Source organism: Marinifilum fragile (genome assembly GCF_963677365.1).
In the GTDB taxonomy this organism is placed as follows: domain Bacteria; phylum Bacteroidota; class Bacteroidia; order Bacteroidales; family Marinifilaceae; genus Marinifilum; species Marinifilum fragile.
Window position 1 is genome coordinate 2946931 of record NZ_OY781962.1, and the last position, 17243, is coordinate 2964173.

The 17243-nt window shown below is 35.8% G+C and carries 9 protein-coding genes and 1 other RNA gene; 3 read left to right on the forward strand and 7 right to left on the reverse strand.

Annotation, left to right across the window (positions count from 1 at the left end; all coding sequences use genetic code 11):
• Positions 1 to 60 precede the first annotated feature (60 nt).
• Positions 61 to 1746, reverse strand: a complete 1686-nt coding sequence (gene rho, locus ACKPCA_RS11765; protein ID WP_054716028.1) for a transcription termination factor Rho — start codon at positions 1744 to 1746, stop codon at positions 61 to 63.
• Between the two features lie 307 nt (positions 1747 to 2053).
• On the opposite strand from rho, the gene ACKPCA_RS11770 reads away from it, so the two are divergent.
• Both ACKPCA_RS11770 and rpe read left to right on the forward strand, forming a co-directional pair.
• On the forward strand, positions 2054 to 2920 hold the full coding sequence (locus ACKPCA_RS11770) for a sigma-70 family RNA polymerase sigma factor (RefSeq protein ID WP_054716025.1): 867 nt from the start codon (positions 2054 to 2056) through the stop codon (positions 2918 to 2920).
• A gap of 116 nt (positions 2921 to 3036) precedes the next feature.
• Complete coding sequence (gene rpe / locus ACKPCA_RS11775; RefSeq protein WP_321279272.1) at positions 3037 to 3687, forward strand: ribulose-phosphate 3-epimerase; 651 nt, start codon at positions 3037 to 3039, stop codon at positions 3685 to 3687.
• A 42-nt stretch (positions 3688 to 3729) separates the two neighbouring features.
• Here rpe and ACKPCA_RS11780 read toward each other — a convergent pair whose 3' ends face one another.
• On the reverse strand, positions 3730 to 4962 hold the full coding sequence (locus ACKPCA_RS11780; protein WP_321279273.1) for an NAD(P)-dependent oxidoreductase: 1233 nt from the start codon (positions 4960 to 4962) through the stop codon (positions 3730 to 3732).
• Between the two features lie 257 nt (positions 4963 to 5219).
• Between ACKPCA_RS11780 and ssrA the strand changes: the two genes are divergently transcribed.
• Positions 5220 to 5623, forward strand: a transfer-messenger RNA (tmRNA) gene (gene ssrA, locus ACKPCA_RS11785).
• A gap of 172 nt (positions 5624 to 5795) precedes the next feature.
• On the opposite strand, the gene ACKPCA_RS11790 is transcribed toward ssrA, so the two are convergent.
• The 5 genes from ACKPCA_RS11790 to ACKPCA_RS11810 all read right to left on the reverse strand — a co-directional run bounded on the left by ACKPCA_RS11790 (position 5796) and on the right by ACKPCA_RS11810 (position 17227).
• The gene (locus ACKPCA_RS11790) at positions 5796 to 8720 is read right to left on the reverse strand and encodes a GH92 family glycosyl hydrolase (protein WP_321279274.1); all 2925 of its coding nucleotides are present in this window, start codon (positions 8718 to 8720) and stop codon (positions 5796 to 5798) included.
• Positions 8721 to 8887: 167 nt separating this feature from the next.
• Positions 8888 to 10909: a basic secretory protein-like protein gene (locus tag ACKPCA_RS11795; RefSeq protein WP_321279275.1), complete on the reverse strand. Its 2022-nt coding sequence runs from the start codon at positions 10907 to 10909 to the stop codon at positions 8888 to 8890.
• A 50-nt stretch (positions 10910 to 10959) separates the two neighbouring features.
• Entirely contained in the window at positions 10960 to 12405 is a 1446-nt protein-coding gene (locus ACKPCA_RS11800; protein WP_321279276.1) for a basic secretory protein-like protein, read from the reverse strand.
• A gap of 97 nt (positions 12406 to 12502) precedes the next feature.
• On the reverse strand, positions 12503 to 14842 hold the full coding sequence (locus ACKPCA_RS11805; RefSeq protein ID WP_321279277.1) for a GH92 family glycosyl hydrolase: 2340 nt from the start codon (positions 14840 to 14842) through the stop codon (positions 12503 to 12505).
• Between the two features lie 63 nt (positions 14843 to 14905).
• The gene (locus tag ACKPCA_RS11810) at positions 14906 to 17227 is read right to left on the reverse strand and encodes a GH92 family glycosyl hydrolase (protein ID WP_321279278.1); all 2322 of its coding nucleotides are present in this window, start codon (positions 17225 to 17227) and stop codon (positions 14906 to 14908) included.
• Between the last annotated feature and the right edge of the window lie 16 nt (positions 17228 to 17243).

Here is a 17243-nt window from a genome sequence, read left to right on the forward strand (position 1 = left end):
CAATTCACAAAAAAAGAGGCAGTAAAATTACTGCCTCTTCTATATTCTATTGTATTTGATTTATTTGTCGTTCATCGAAATCAAGAATTCCTCGTTCGAACGAGTTTTTCTCATTCTATCGCTGATAAACTGCATAGCTTCTACAGAATTCATATCTGTTAAGAAGTTTCGAAGTACCCAAATGCGATTCAACTGGCCTTCGTCCAGTAAAAGATCTTCGCGACGTGTACTCGAAGCTGTAATATCAACTGCAGGGTAAATACGCTTATTAGATAATTTACGATCTAATTGAAGTTCCATATTACCGGTTCCTTTAAATTCTTCGAAGATCACTTCGTCCATCTTAGAACCAGTTTCGGTTAATGCGGTTGCCAAAATGGTAAGCGAACCTCCATTTTCGATGTTTCGAGCAGCTCCAAAGAAACGTTTTGGCTTGTGAAGTGCATTTGCATCAACACCACCAGAAAGTACTTTACCCGATGCAGGAGAAACTGTATTGTAAGCACGAGCCAAACGAGTAATCGAATCAAGTAAGATTACTACATCATGTCCACACTCAACCATACGTTTTGCTTTTTCAAGCACAATATTAGCCACTCTTACATGACGTTCAGCCGGTTCGTCAAATGTTGATGAAATTACTTCAGCATTTACACTTCTGGCCATATCAGTTACCTCTTCCGGACGCTCATCAATCAATAAGATAATCATGTAAGCTTCAGGATTATTGGCAGCAATTGCATTCGCAACTTCTTTCAATAATACAGTTTTACCCGTTTTTGGCTGAGCAACAATCAAACCTCTCTGCCCCTTACCAATAGGTGCAAACATATCAACTACACGAGTAGATAGTGAATTTGAAGGACCTCCTGTTAGGTTAAATTTTTCATCTGGGAAAAGTGGAGTCAAGTGATCAAAAGGAACACGGTCACGAATCACCTCAGGCAAACGACCATTAATCTTTTCAACCTTAATTAATGGGAAATATTTTTCACCCTCTTTTGGAGGACGGATAGATCCATTAACAGTATCACCAGTTTTTAAACCAAATAGCTTAATTTGAGACTGAGACACATAGATATCATCCGGAGAATTCAGGTAATTATAATCTGATGAACGAAGGAAACCATAGCCATCAGGCATAATTTCCAATACACCAGAACTATTTATAATCCCATCAAATTCGAAAAGTTTTTCTTTTTCTCTTTTTTCAAATCTTTTTCTGTGCTGATTTTTATCCTGTCTATCATTTCTGTCAGCAGTTCTTTCCTGTTTCTCTGGTTTTGATTTTTCTTCTTTAGCAACAGGCGCCTCTTCTTTCTGACTTTTTACCTCTTCTTTATTTTCAGGTTCAGCTTTTACTAATTCAGCTTTTTTCTCAACAACATTTCTTGTACTTTTTTGTTGTTCAGGAGCTTCTTCAGCTTTCTTTTCTTCTGGTTGAATCTGAGATGCAGCCTCTTTCACAACCTCTTTAACTGGCTGCTCTGTTTTTCTTCTTCTTCGTAGCTTAATCTTAGGCTGATCTTCTTCTGCTTTCCCTTCAGTTTCAGCCTTTTTAATTCTTTTTCGAGGAGTTTTTTTCTCGTTAGATTTCATTTCAGAAGCTACAATCGCCTGTTGATCAAGAATCTTATAAATTAAATCTTGCTTTTTAAAAGATTCAACTTTCTTAATTTTAAGTTCTTTAGCAATTTCTCGCAATTCAGGCACAAGCTTCTTGTTTAATTCAAGAATATCGTACATATATAATTTATTAATATTTTTTGGGTAATGTTTTTATAGATAGAATTGTATTTGAACAATACGGAACCTGATCTTTCGACCTCTAAATGAGAAGAATCAATCGGAATTCAAATGCAATATTACGCAATTAGTTATAATTCGCAAAAAATAATTGCATAATAATCCTGAAAATAGAAATTATGATGATTTTCAGTATCAATTTCACTCCTCAAATAAGTCGACGTCGATTTCTTTTTTTAAATCATTTTGCTATATTTAAATATTAATGACGGAGTTAGGCTTCATCATTTTATACCAAAATTCCACTATGAGACAGCTAAAAATTACCAAACAAGTAACAAACAGAGAAACTCCTTCACTGGACAAGTATCTGCATGAAATTGGGAAGGTCGACCTGATTTCGGCAGAGGAAGAGGTTCAACTTGCCAGGAAGATAAAAAAGGGAGATAAAAAAGCTCTGGATCGACTTATTAAGTGTAATCTGCGTTTTGTTGTATCTGTATCAAAGCAATATCAGAACCAAGGTCTTAGCTTACCGGATTTAATTAATGAAGGAAATTTAGGATTAATTAAGGCTGCCCAAAGATTTGATGAAACAAGAGGTTTTAAATTTATTTCTTATGCAGTTTGGTGGATTCGTCAATCAATTTTACAAGCCTTGGCGGAGCAAGCAAGAATCGTTCGCTTACCATTAAACAAAATTGGTTCTATCAATAAAATCAACAAAACATTCTCTCAACTTGAGCAAGAATATCAGCGTGAACCTTCGGCTGAAGAAATTGCCCACATTTTAGAAATGAGCCCAAAAGATGTAAAAGAAGCCTTAAAGGCATCTGGTCGTCATGTATCTATGGATGCACCAATCAATCCAGAAGAAGAAAATACGCTTTATGACATCTTATTAAGCAATGATGAAATTAGTCCTGATAAAGCTTTAATTAGAGATTCGCTTAAAAAAGAAATTGAGCGATCTTTATCCACATTATCTAAACGAGAGGCCGCTATCATTCGTTTGTATTTTGGTTTAAATGGAAAACCTCCATACTCGCTTGAAGAAATTGGAAAGGAATTTGGTTTGACTCGCGAGAGAGTTCGCCAAATAAAAGAAAAAGCCATTAAAAGGATGAAATCAACTTTTAGAAGTAAAATCTTAAAAACCTATTTAGGAGAATAAAATCATATTTTAACCGATGATACTTAAAGGATAAGGGAAAAAATTCAGCATTTCTTTCTTATCCTTTTTTAATTATATCTTTGCGCCAAAGAAAAATACTAATATTAAACAATCAAATGCAAACAATTGTTTCACCATCGTTATTATCAGCAGATTTCACAAACCTGAAAGCTGACATTGAGATGGTTAATAAAAGCGAAGCCGATTGGTTTCACCTAGACATTATGGACGGTGTTTTTGTGCCTAATATCTCATACGGGTTACCAGTAGTACAGCAAATCAATAAAATTGCTGAAAAGCCATTGGATGTTCATTTAATGATTATTGATCCGGATAGATATGTTGAGGCATTTCAAAAGGCTGGTGCTGATTACCTAACCGTACATTACGAAGCTTGTACTCACCTACACCGCACAGTGCAAAATATCAAACAACACGGTATGAAAGCCGGTGTTTCATTAAATCCACACACTCCTGTTGCTGTTCTTGAAGATATTATTCAAGATCTTGATTTGGTACTATTAATGAGTGTAAATCCTGGATTTGGAGGTCAAAGCTTTATTGAAAATACTTATAAAAAAGTAAAGCAATTAAAAAAATTGATTGCTGAACAAAATGCCAATACAATAATTGAAATTGATGGTGGTGTTAATTTGGATACCGGGAAAAAATTACTTGAAGCAGGAGCCGATGCCCTAGTTGCAGGTAGTTTTGTTTTTGGAGCTGATGATCCAACACAAACCATATCAAATTTGAAAAATTTATAATATTAGAAAAGACCAAATGAAATTTCATTTGGTCTTTTTCTTTTACACAGTTACGGCATTTTTGCCTTCCAGATAATCCTGCAAATAAGCAAATTGCTTTGTAAGTTTTCCTTCTTTAGCTATGGTAGCTCGTTCTAAAATTCCCTCTGGGTCATCTCCAAATAAGGCTTCGTAAACATTCTTAGCCAATGCTTCTCCAAAATCAATAGATGAATCTCGAGGCAATTCACCTGGTAAATTATCAACAGCCATAACCGTAACATTGCGTTTGTCTACAAACGGGATGGCCTCTTCTTCAGTAAATCTATCATATCCATAAAAAGAGGATGCAATGGTAGAAGCTCTTAAAGTCGACGGCAATGGTCCATCAATATCACAACTAACATCTGCAATTACCGAAATTCTAAAATCATCTTCCTTATAATCCTCTGAAGTTAGAAACCTTGGGGCTTTCGGATCCCAATAATGACACGCTATATATAAATCAGTAACTTTTGAGAATTTTTTAAATGTGGATTGGTACATCTCAGGATGGTCGTAAAAATGTTGCAAATCAAAAGCCGAACCATCAATTCTTTCAACATATTTATCCGGATCAATCCGGCACACAACAGGTTCATCATATTCTGTCGTTAAAAACTCATCCGGATCAACTTCCTTTAAATTTAAAACTCGAATGGTTTGCATGGCTCCCATTGCAACTCTTCCTCCTCCTGTTATCAGAATCTTAATGGGCTTTAGCGTAATCTTTTTTAAATGCTCATACATTTCATTCATATCCAAACATGTTCCTGCAGGAGGCAAATCGAAGAAATCAGTCCTCATTCCTCTAGCCCGTAAAGCTTTGTATGCCCCAACTACTCCGGCCCAATGTCCAAATGCCACAAGTCTCTGACCCGATAAATTGGTTAAATATTCATAATCAATCAATGTAATGTTTCGTTTAATAACTTGTCGAAGCAATTCTCGATTATGAGCTTGCTGTTTTGCAGTATGCGAAAAAAACAGATAGGTTTTATTGGGAATTAAAGTTGGAATACTCACCTCCTTAACTCCTATTAAAATATCACATTCTCGAAGATCTTCAGTTAAAAAATAGCCTTGATCACGATACTCTGCATCGGTAAAACATCTTATATCGCTAGGTTGAATAAAAATGCTTACATCAGGATATTTTTCCAGTATTTTAAGGCCTGTTATAGGTGGAATAGCCACTCTTCTGTCAGGTGGATTTTTTGTCTCTCGAAGTACTCCTACTCGAATGCGATTCTTCATAATTAAAAATTTTAGGTGTGAGTCAAAGGTGTTCCTGATAATTTAAGCTTAACTGATATCAAAAAACACTATACTTATTTAAATTTAATAAACATTTAACAGATTTCAGAATTTCCATTAAATTTTTAACACACTATTCCATTACTGATTTTTAATCTGATACAAAAAACGGAAGGTAAAAAATGCACTAAAACAGCTATTTCTGATCTAATAAGTTTAACAGCTAAATGTTTTTTACTAATTTTGCGTGAATTCTAGGGGCTGACGTGGTTTTGACAGCATGTAGAATTGATATGTAAGCATGTCGAGCGTTGTGATTCCAGCTCGTAAATATCGGATCTCACACTTTTTAATTGGCGAAACAAATTACGCTCTTGCTGCTTAATCGAATCATAGTAGATTAAAGCTTTATTGCGGCACAAGGATGCTGCGACGAGACATCCCGCTTATGGTTCCACCTTGTTCCGGTAAGTATATGGGGTGCTAGCAATTCAAGGTTAGCAAACTTCAAGCTTCGGGGAGTTCGCGAAATTTAGAAGATAAGTTATGATCCCGGGTGTGCTTTCCCAAATCATAATCGAAAACCAATAAATCACTAAGCATGTAGAAAGCCTATTGGTCGCATGTTTGGACCAGGGTTCGATTCCCTGCAGCTCCACACAACACAATACCCGTTTGAATCAATGATTCAAACGGGTATTGTGTATTTATAAACTAGCCTAAATATTAAAAATACATTTAAACATACCATCCTGTTAATATAAAAAGAAGCCCTTTGTTCATATGAATAAAGGGCTTCTGATATCAAATTAATATTTAATGTGAGCTTCTATTTAATTTTCCAAATGCCCAAAAGCTCTCTTTGGGATAGCCTGTCGTTTAATTCCAGGGCCTTCCCACTCAACTACCAAATCAATATTATCGGAACATTGATAGAACCCCATCTGTATTTGATGTAATCCCTTCTCCAATTGTAATTGTGCCTGCTGGCCAAAAGTCACTGTTTTTCGGCCATCGCTTTCAAACAGTTCTTCACCATTAATGCTCAACTTACATCCATCGTTCGATGACATATAAAAAGTATACTCGCCCGATTTTGGAATATTAATCAATCCTTTAAAATCAAGTCCAATCCATTCTTTTCTTAAACAAACATCTAATGTAGGAACAGGTACAATTCCTGTTTTCACAGGCTCATCCAATTCATAATCGTAAACAGAACGATAAATTCCTTCGAAATAAGAATATTGCAATCCTTTTTGGACCTTCTCTGCAAGATAGTTTCCAGAGTTTTGCTTTGTTAATCTTCGCTTTACTACAATTCCAGGTTCACATCCTTCTTTATAGGTTCTGAAACTCAAATTTGAACTTTTATTAATTTTAAACGGCTTTTTAAATTGTTGGCTTTGTTTATCTGGTTCAGATCCATCGAGGGTATAGTAAATTTCAGCTTCGGGATCATTGCATTTTATATCTACCAAAAATTTTTCTATAAACACATCTGATGATTCTGTTAGGTAAGCAATTGGTGCAGCTTTAAACTCAACATTCAAATCAAGATTTGCACCCCATTCTTTATTTGGAGTATCCGCCATTTCCAATACCAAATTTCCTCCTTCTAGAATATCTGCATGTGATAAAAAGCTCACATTCAATTTTTCACCATTCAGTTTCGCTGATTGTATATACTTGTTCTTCTCACTATTGTTATTTGCCGTGAGAGTAAAAGTTTTTCTATTGTCCAAATGGATTTTCACTTTAGAAAATATTGGTGAACCAATGGCATATACAGGTTTACCAGGACAATCGGAATAAAAGCCCATTGCACTTAATACATACCAGGCCGACATTTGACCACAATCTTCGTTTCCACACAAGCCATCAGGCGTATCCTGGTATTGTGTAGCCATGATTTCACGAACCATTTTTTGCGTTTTCCAAGCTGCCTCGGCATAGTTGTAAAGGTATGCCATATGATGACTTGGTTCATTTCCGTGGGCATACTGACCAATTAAACCACTTACATCGGTATCATCGCCCAAATCATGCTCCATTTCGGTTGCAAATAGTTTATCTATCCAATGTTCTAACTCCTTTTTTCCTCCCAATAAATCGATTACACCAGGAATGTCATGAGGAACAAAGAGGCTGTATTGATATGAGTTTCCCTCGGTATAATTATATCCCACAGCGGTGGGATCAAAATTTGGAACCCATTTGTGCTCATCGGTTTTGCCACGCATAAATCCAACTTCCGAATCATAAATGTTGCGATAGTTCGAAGCCCTATTCATGTAATAAGAATACCTATCAGTCTTCCCTAGTGCTTTGGCCACTTGTGCTATGCACCAGTCGTTATAGGCATATTCCAATGTTTTGGATACGGCCTGACTGCTTTTATTTGAAGGTACATATCCTAAAGTTCGGTAGGCTTTTAATCCTCTTTTATCGAGCATTGCAGTTCGCTCCATTTCGGTGTAAGCATCCTCCAAACTAAAATTTGTAATTCTTTTTACATGTGCATCTGCAATTAACGAAACAGCATGATAACCAATCATACAACGTGTATCATTAGAAGCCAATTCCCACATTGGATATTCTCCAAACTCTTTACTCTTTTGAACCAAACATTGTGCAAATTCACCAGATCGACCTGGCTCAATAATGGTTAACAATGGATGTAATGCTCTAAAAGTATCCCACAAAGAAAAAACCGTGTAATTCGTAAATCCCTCTGCTTTATGAACTTTTCCATCCATACCTCGATACATACCATCAACATCCTGAGAAACATTAGGCGTTAACAAGGAGTGGTAAAGTGCAGTATAGAAATTACGTCTTTCCTTCTCGCTTCCTCCTTCTACTTCAATTTTTCCAAGGCTTTTACTCCAACTCTCTTTTGCATTAATTCTTGCTTTTTCAAAATCAATTTCTTTTGCTTCTGCTTGCAGATTTTTACGTGCACCTTCGATACTAACATTTGATAAAGCAACTTTAATTTCTATGGTTTCACCAGCAAAAATATCAAAGAAGACAAGAGATTGTAGTTGATTTCCTTTCGCTTGTCGTTCAGATTTGACTTCCTTTTTATTTTCAAATATTTTAGCAGATTCAAAAGGCTTAGAAATCTCCATTGCAAAAAACAGGTGTTGATCACCAGCCCAATATTTAGATCTTCTTTTTCCTTCAATTCGATTATTTCCAACAATTCTTATTTCTGATTCAATTACTGGATCACGATGGATTAGATCTAATAGTAATTTTACTTTGCCCGCTTCTTCGAAAGTATATTTATGGTATCCAACTCTGTTCCCTGAAGTTAACTCAACTTTTACCTTATAATCATCCAAATAAACAGAATAATAGCCGGGTTCTGCACGCTCCGATTCATGAGAAAAACGTGAACGATAACCTGCATCCGGATTTTCACTTGTTCCTGAATATAGATTTACGTCACCTGTAATTGGCATCAATAAAACATCTCCGTAGTCTGAAACACCAGTTCCCGATAAATGCGTATGGCTAAAACCAATAATAGATGAATCGGAGTAATGGTAGCCACCGCAACCATCCCAGGATTCGTCGTTACGAGTATCAGGGCTTAGTTGCACCATTCCAAATGGCACCTGTGCACCAGGATATGTGTGACCATGAGCACCTGTTCCAATAAAAGGATCAACATACTGTGTATAATCCTTTTTTGTATCACACGAATACAAGATTATACTTAAGACTAAAATCGATATAAAATTTCTCATTATTGTGGTCCAAATTGTTAATTATAACTTTTTTTTATCAAGACACCTCTTAAAGTTAAGTATTTATCCCTTAAACAATTTTTTGTTAAAGTATATATAACGAAAGGTTCCAGCGCAATATAGCTAACTGGAACCTTAAGGTTGTTTAGTAGATCTTCTAATTCGAACTATTCAGCAGTACCAAATAACTCCAATTCGCCAATCATTATTCTTTTGTTATCTTTCTCTTCAATTTCAGCAGTCATAGAGATTCTATGGTAAGAGTAATACTCTGAATTGGTGAAAGTAAATTCTTTTCTTTCTTCGAAAGCTACTATTCCTGTTTCAGATACAGAGGTAATTTTAGACCAGTTTTGGCCATCATTCGAACCTTCTAATACAAAAGTATCAGGTGTAAACACATAATCGATACCTAAAATATTAGCAGTTGCTGTAATTGCTACTTTAGTAACATTGTGTTTAGCTTCTGTTTCGAAAATAAACCAAGTGTTGTCATTCATATTAAAAAATGAAGTTCCTGCATCATTATCAAAAGCAAAACTTGGTAATCCCCAATCGAAAAAGTCAAAACCTTCCTCTTGCCAAGTAGCAGTAGAATTATCAGTAATATCAACAGTTTCTGAAGAAGAACCAGAATTCCCACCTTCTTTGGTTCCCATTAGCTCTAATTCTGCTAACTGGAAAATTCCACCTTGATCGGTATTTTCAAAATCGAATTTATAATATTTGTACTCTTTGTTATTAGTAAAAGCAAAAGCTTTGGTCTGATGTCTTTCTTCAAAAGAAACATCTTCTCTAGTATCTAAAACATCCCAATTTTCGCCATCGTTACTAGCAGAAAGAATTACTTTTTTAGGATCTCTACCAGGAGCGTCATCAGCAGATGTTAAAGTGTAAGATGAAACAACAGAAGCAGTTTCGCTCTCCAAACGCACCCATGTGTTATCAGTAAAGATCAGAAATTTAGAAGCAATATTATTATCAATGATATTTCCTACTTCTTCACGAGAAGGAGAGTCAAACTCAGTATCTCTAATTGCTGTAAAGCCTGTATCTGTAACATCAATTAGATCTGCTACAGGCTCCTGATTAGTATATACAGGCTCTTCTCTAGCCTCTCTCATTTCTTTTAAATCAGCATCTATTTCAGAAATTTTTCCTGAAGTAATATCCGACTGATACTCGTTCCACAATGCACTTACCGAAGCATCTGCTCCCAATATTATTTTAATTGCTTCTTCCCACGACCATGGGTTGATATTTTTTGCAGTAGCATTAAACTTGTAAATGAACTTAGAATCTTTTGAATGCAACCAATCGATAAAGAAAGCAGAAGTATTGTAACCATCATTCCAGTTTCCACCAGCTTGGCGTTTGCTAATAGGAGTAAATCCTTCAACATAGCGAACGTAATCAGCCAAACCTTCAATAAATCCATAAAAATCAGTTCCCGACTCATATCCTCCAGCTCCTTGAGGCTCGTATTGGTACCCATGAGTAATTTCATGAATTAATACTCCTTCAATTTCTCTAATCAATTCTTCATCGCTTAAACCTTGATTTTTCTTTTGAACCAAATAGCTTGAGCTAAAATCGATCTTGATATGTGGAGCAGATCCTCCTTTAGCAGAAATGGTTTCAGAATCTTTTACTGTATAGGTAATATCAGTAACCTGATTAACATCATTAGCTAACAAGAACATTTCGAAACATACTTTTAAGCAAGCACGTTTAATAAAATCTTGCTCGTTAGGTATTAACTCCTTATATAAAGCACCATTTTCATTAATGGTTTGATTGGTAAAATGAATTGTTGGAAAAGCAAAGTTATCCCATCCTGCATCATCTGTTACTGTAATAAAATCAATAACTTCTTTAACATTCTCACCATACTCGTTACTAATTTTTAAGCTTGCCTTAAAAGATCCTAATTCGTTATAGGTAACAATAGGATTTTCTTCGGTACTAGTAGCAGGAGAACCTCCTTCGAAAGTCCACTCAATGTTCTTTGCATAAACCGATGAGTTGGTAAACTGTACCGCATCCCCAGGAAATACAATTTGCTTATCGGATACAAACTTGGCTTCTACATTGGCCTCAACTTTATCTAGTTGAAACGATTCTTCTTTATCGCAACTGCTTAAAGTTGCTAGTAATGCAATAAAGAAAACACTTACTAATTTTCTCATAATTAAAATTGTTTAGGGTTATTTATTTTTACAATCAAAATTGATAATTATTATTTATTCGCTTTTAAATACGCCTGATACTCATCCCATAACGATTGAGTAGATTGATCAAATATTTTATTGGTAGCTTCATCCCAGGACCATGGGATAATTGTTTTTGCTGTTTGATTCATTTTGTATACAAAATCAGGATCCTTTGTGTGCAACCAATCAATGAAAAAAGCAGTTGTTTTGTAGCCATCATTCCAATGACCGCCAATTTTTCTGTACTTGTAGCTAGAATATCCTGCTTTTAATCGAACATAATCAGCTATTCCTTCTAAAAAACCGAAAAAATCAGTTCCTCCCGCATAAGCTCCTGCTCCTTTTGGCGAATACTGATAACCATGAGCTAATTCGTGATACAAAACACCCACAATCTCATCTACCAAATCCATATCGCTCATTTCTCCTTTTTTATTTTTCAGATACAATGAGCTAAAGAAGATATTGATATGTGGTGGATTCCCTCCTTTTGCTGATATGGTTTCTAAATCCTCTATAGAATAATCTAAAACATTTAGAACATCAACTTCATCAACACTTCTGTACAAAATCTTACAAACATCTAAACAAACTGTATTGATTAAATTTTTAGGATTTGGCACCAATTCTGTATACAAATCGCCATTTCCTCCTAAAGTTTTATTTACGAAGTTTATTTTAGGATAAGAGAATTGATTCCAAGCACCTTTGCGTTTAACATTCACATAATCGTTTAAGATTATAGTGTCTTTCAATCCCTTATTCTCGGCTATTAATTGCACAGGATATTTCCCAAAACTTTCGTATTTCACTTTTGGATTTTTTGCTGTACTTGTTTCTGGCTTTCCTCCTTTAAAATACCAATGGTAAGCATCTGCCTGTACAGACAAATTGCTAAACTCAACCAATCCTTTTGTGAAAAAAGCTCTGTTTTCTGCTTTAAACAAAGCGATTGGAGTGTTATCATTGCTATCCCAAGCAGCCAATAGTTCTACTTCGGAAAGTTGCAAAATATCGTTTCCATTACTTTCCAATTGCAAACGATAATATTTATAGTTTTCTTTTGCAGATACAGGAAAGCTTAGCTTTTGATTACGACCTGAAAACTGTAATCCTTTTTGCCTATCAATTTCTTGCCACGATTTTTTATCATTACTAGCTTCTAAAACACAAATCATCGGATCACGTTCTTCGGAATCTCCTCCCGAAACCAGGGAATAGGAACTTAACTTGCATTTTTTTAAAGTGGTAAATTGAATGCTCGCACTACTATTAAATGTTAAATATTTTGAATAAATGTCACCATCAACCAACTTACTAACATCCTCACCAACAGGAGAATCATCTCTATCAGACATTACTTCACACTTGTAACCTGTCACATTTACAGGAGTGGTTGCCTGCAAATTACAAGACATAAGTAGTGCTGTTACACATGCTAACAGCATGAGTTTACTTGTGTTTTTTATCATGTTTACTTTATTTCGCTTACTGTTATTTTTAAGTGATTTAAAAAGGGTTTTCTATAGCCAAAAGCCAGGCTTCCAGCCATAGAAATTCACATTAAAATTATTTTGTAGTAGAATAAGGATAAGAGTCCTTTGAAATTCCGCGCTTTTTATTTGGGCGACTGCTCATTTCGAATAACAACTCTCCTCCATTTACAATATCAGTATGGTTCACATAGTTTTTATCCCACTTTTTACCATTTAATTTTACCGATTTGATATAAATATTCTTCGATGAGTAATTTTTAGTTTTTACGGTAAACTGCTTGCCATTTTCCAAATTTAGAACTGCCTGATCAACCGAAGGTGCGCCAATTGCATACTGACCAGAACCTGGACAAACAGGATAGAATCCTAATGATGAAAAAATATACCAAGCCGACATTTGTCCACAATCATCGTTACCGCATAAACCATCAGGTTTGTTCAGGTACTTGGTTTTCATTATCTGATTGATTCTCTCTTGAGTTTTCCAAGGCTTACCTGCCCAATTGTACATGTAAGCAACATGATGACTAGGCTCGTTTCCGTGCACATATCCACCCATAATTCCCTCACGAGTAATGTCCTCGTTATGCTCAAAATATTTGTCTGGAATATGCATGGTAAAAAGCGAATCCAAATGATCTGAGAAACGCTTCTCACCACCCATTTTGCTAACCAAACCACTAACATTCTGAGGAACATATAAGGAATAGTTCCACGAATTTCCTTCGATAAAACCAGCTGCATGAGTATCCAAAGGATCGAATGGACTTACCCACTCTCCTGCTTTGCTTTTGGCTCGTACATAGCCTGTTTTATCATCAAATAAATTTCTCCAATTTTCCGATCGCTGAATGTATTCTTTTGCAATAGCATCTTTTCCCATTGCTTTCGCCAATTGCGCAATTGTGTAATCATCGTAAGAATACTCTAATGTGATAGATGCTCCCACTCTGCTTGTTTCGTGAGGCACATACCCATAACTTAGGTAATCACCAATACCATCGTATTTTTTATAATTTGCACTTGATAAGCAAGCCTCCAAGGCTCTTTCTTTATCAACTCCTTCCAATCCATTTACCAAAGCATCAGCAATTACAGGTACTGCGTGATAACCAATCATACACCAATTTTCATTACCAAAATGGCTCCAGATAGGAAGAATTTTATGAACACTTTGATCGTAATGTGCCAACATCGAATTGATCATATCGGCCGAACGTTTTGGCTGTATCAGCGAAAGCAAAGGGTGTTGTGCCCTGTAAGTATCCCACAAAGAAAAAACAGTATAGTTTGTAAAACCTTCAGCCTGGTGAATGTTGTGATCCAAACCTCTGTATTTTCCATCCACATCCATGTATTCAACAGGATTAATGAATGAATGGTATAAAGAAGTATAGAAAGTAACTTTTTTCTCTTCAGACGCCGCCACTTGCACACGACTTAGTTGCTTTTGCCACTCTGCTTTGGTAGCCTTTCTAACTTTGTCAAAATCGAAATTAGGAATTTCTGCTTTCAAGTTTTTTAACGCACCTTCGGTACTCACTGCCGATAAGGCAAATTTTACTTTTATCTTCTCATTTTCCTCAGTAGAAAAATCAAAATTCGCAGTTAATGCTTTTCCGGCCATTTCGGGAAAATTATCCGTTTCGTCGAATTTGCGCCAAAAACCATTGTACACCACTTTTTCATTATTACGACATCCGTAATTTTTAATAGGCTTAGAAAAAGTCATGGCAAAATATTGGTAGTTCGATCTTGCCCAACCTCTTGTTATTCGATAGCCTGTTACCAAAGTATCGTTTTCAACACGAATGGTAGACCACAAAACCTTGCCATCGTAATTATAAATTCCATGAGTTAAATCAAGAATAATATGAGCATTATCAGTAGCTGGAAAAGTATACTGATGAAATCCTACGCGCTGCGTGGCTGTTAATTCAGCTTTCACCTTATAATCATCCAATTCAACGGTGTAATATCCAGGCTCTGCTTTTTCAGTTTCTTTTCGAAACATTGAACGGTAACCTTTTGATGTATCGTCAATTGTTCCAGGATTGTAATTTACCTTCCCAACTGTTGGCATGATAAGGAAATCCCCTAAATCGGAATGTCCTGTTCCACTTAAATGGGTATGACTAAAGCCAACAATAGATTTATCTTTATACTGATACCCTGCACAGTAACGGTAAACTTCTTTATTATACTTTCCCTCATGAATAAATTGTACACTATCCGTATCGGGACTCAACTGAACCATTCCGAATGGAGCACAAGCCCCTGGAAATGTATGTCCCATTTCTTCAGTTCCAATAAATGGATCTACATACTTTGTTAAATCAGTATCCTGAGCAAATGCTCCTCTTCCAAAAACAAGAAAGAAACAGCAACTTATGGCAAAAATAATTGATCTCATAAATCTGTATTTTAGTAATTTGTTACTAATTTATAAAAATACTTTTGTCTGGCTTTAAGCCGATTACTTCTCATTTAAACCATCAGAGAATGAAGGAGGGCAAGCTGATTTTGATGATGCAAAGCCTTTATTCATAACATCACCTAAAACAAACTCTATTTTCCCTCCATTCACTATATCTGAATAACTAAACCAAGCTTTGTTCCAATCAATACCATTTATTTTTACCGATTGGATATAAATATTTTTCTCTGAAAAATTCTTAGCAATAACTTCTATTGCATTACCATTGCTCATGTACATTTTGGCATATGGTAAAGCTGGAGAAGTGATTATGTACTGATCGCTACCAGGACAAACTGGATAGAAACCCATAGCATTAAAAATATACCAGGCCGACATCTGTCCACAATCATCATTCCCACAAAGTGAACCTGGTTGATTGCCATATTGCGTTTCAATAATCTTACGCGTTAGCTCCTGTGTTTTCCACGCCTGTCCAGCATAAGAATACAAATGACTAATATGATGACTAGGCTCGTTTCCATGCCAGTAATCTCCAATTCTACCGTGAATGTCATCTACTCCTAAATAATCTTTCCCCTCTTTATTGGCAAAAACAGCATCTAATTTCTGAGTAAATTCCTGATTTCCACCATAACAGTTAATTAATCCCTGAACATCATGAGGAACGGTCCATGTGTACTGCCAAGTAGTACCCTCTGTAAAAGCACCCAAGTGTTTAAAAAAATGAGGATCAAAATCCTGCATCCACTCTCCTTTACTATCTTTAGGTCTCATCCAACCAATTTCTGAATCGAACAAGTTTTGATACGCCATGGCTCTTTTTGAGAAACGCTCAAAATCTTCAGTTTTACCCATTGCCTTAGCCATACGAGCAATGCAATAATCGTCGTAAGCATATTCCAGGGTTTTCGATACCGATTCGTTTTCTATATCGTATGGCACGTAACCTAATTTTTCGTATTCTTTTGTTGCATCGTATTCGGGATGGGTTGCCGAGTGAACACATGCTTGATAAGCCAAATCCCAATCTACACCTTTTACTCCTTTAAAGTAAGCATCAACAATTACAGGCACAGCATGATAACCAATCATACACCAGGTTTCGTTATTCCAAAAAGACCAAATTGGTAACAATTTATCTGGGCTTTGTTTGTAATGCTCCAACATAGAATTAATCATATTGGCATTTCTATCAGCCTGTGTTAAGCAAAACAACGGATGCGTTGCACGATAAGTATCCCACAAAGAAAATACGGTATAATTGTCAAATCCTTCTGCTTTATGAGTATTCTGATCAAAACCTCGGTAAGAACGGTCTACATCAAAATAAGTATTGGGTGCCATAAATGCATGATATACGGCTGTATAAAAAGTTTCTTTTTGAACTTCGCTTCCTTCTACTTCGAATTTAGCCAATTCGTTTTTCCAAAGGGCTTTTCCTTCAGATTTAATTTTTTCAAAATCCCAATGAGGAATTTCTGCATCTAAGTTTTTCATGGCATTTGCAGTGCTTACTGCGGAAATACCCACTTTTACCATAATTTGTTCCGCTTCCTTTGTACTATAATCGGCAACAAATTGAATGTCAGGACCAGCTGACTCGACACTACTCCTAAATCGGTAGGTTTTATATGAGTCGTATTTTTCTTCCTTTTTGTTCGAAAAAATACGAGTAGCATCGAAAGGACGAGAAAATTTAGCAGCGAAATAAACATAGCGTTCTTTCGCCCAACCTTTTACCTGATGCATCCCAGTTATGGTATTGTCATCCTCAACTCTAATATTCGACCAAATTACCTTATGACGCAATACATGACTCAAATCCAAAACAATATGCGCACTATCTGATTCTGGAAAGGTAAAACGCATTAATCCAGCTCTATTACTAGCTGTTAATTCCGCTTTAATTTGGTAGTCATCCAACAAAACAGAGTAATAATTGGCTTCAGCAATCTCATTTTTATGAGAAAAGCTTGATAAATATCCAGGTTCTGTTAAATCTTTTTTCCCTTCGTTAATGTACAATTTACCTGTTGTAGGCATAAATAAAATATCACCTAAATCAGGAATTCCTGTTCCATGCAAATGAGTCATGGAAAAACCATAGATGGTACTATCAGAATATTCGTAACCCGAGGCAGCTCCCCAATCCCATTTTTCAGTATCCGGACTTAACTGTACCATTCCGAAAGGAACCTGAGCACCAGGATAAGTATTTCCTTCGCCTAAAGTACCCACCAAAGGTTTTACAAATTTTGTGTAATCTCCCCCACTTTTAAGATTTCCATTCTTTTTTGCCGAACATGCTTGCAAAAGCGAAGCTGCAAAAATGAAAACTCCTAACAATAATTTATTCATGCTTTACTATTTTCTA

What these genes read in the sequence shown, in the direction of transcription:
- ACKPCA_RS11800 (WP_321279276.1), bottom strand. Translation starts at nt 12,405, where the DNA reads ATGATAAAAAACACAAGTAAACTCATGCTGTTAGCATGTGTAACAGCA.
- rpe (WP_321279272.1), top strand. Translation starts at nt 3,037, where the DNA reads ATGCAAACAATTGTTTCACCATCGTTATTATCAGCAGATTTCACAAAC.
- ACKPCA_RS11790 (WP_321279274.1), bottom strand. Translation starts at nt 8,720, where the DNA reads ATGAGAAATTTTATATCGATTTTAGTCTTAAGTATAATCTTGTATTCG.
- ACKPCA_RS11795 (WP_321279275.1), bottom strand. Translation starts at nt 10,909, where the DNA reads ATGAGAAAATTAGTAAGTGTTTTCTTTATTGCATTACTAGCAACTTTA.
- rho (WP_054716028.1), bottom strand. Translation starts at nt 1,746, where the DNA reads ATGTACGATATTCTTGAATTAAACAAGAAGCTTGTGCCTGAATTGCGA.
- ACKPCA_RS11810 (WP_321279278.1), bottom strand. Translation starts at nt 17,227, where the DNA reads ATGAATAAATTATTGTTAGGAGTTTTCATTTTTGCAGCTTCGCTTTTG.
- ACKPCA_RS11770 (WP_054716025.1), top strand. Translation starts at nt 2,054, where the DNA reads ATGAGACAGCTAAAAATTACCAAACAAGTAACAAACAGAGAAACTCCT.
- ACKPCA_RS11780 (WP_321279273.1), bottom strand. Translation starts at nt 4,962, where the DNA reads ATGAAGAATCGCATTCGAGTAGGAGTACTTCGAGAGACAAAAAATCCA.
- ACKPCA_RS11805 (WP_321279277.1), bottom strand. Translation starts at nt 14,842, where the DNA reads ATGAGATCAATTATTTTTGCCATAAGTTGCTGTTTCTTTCTTGTTTTT.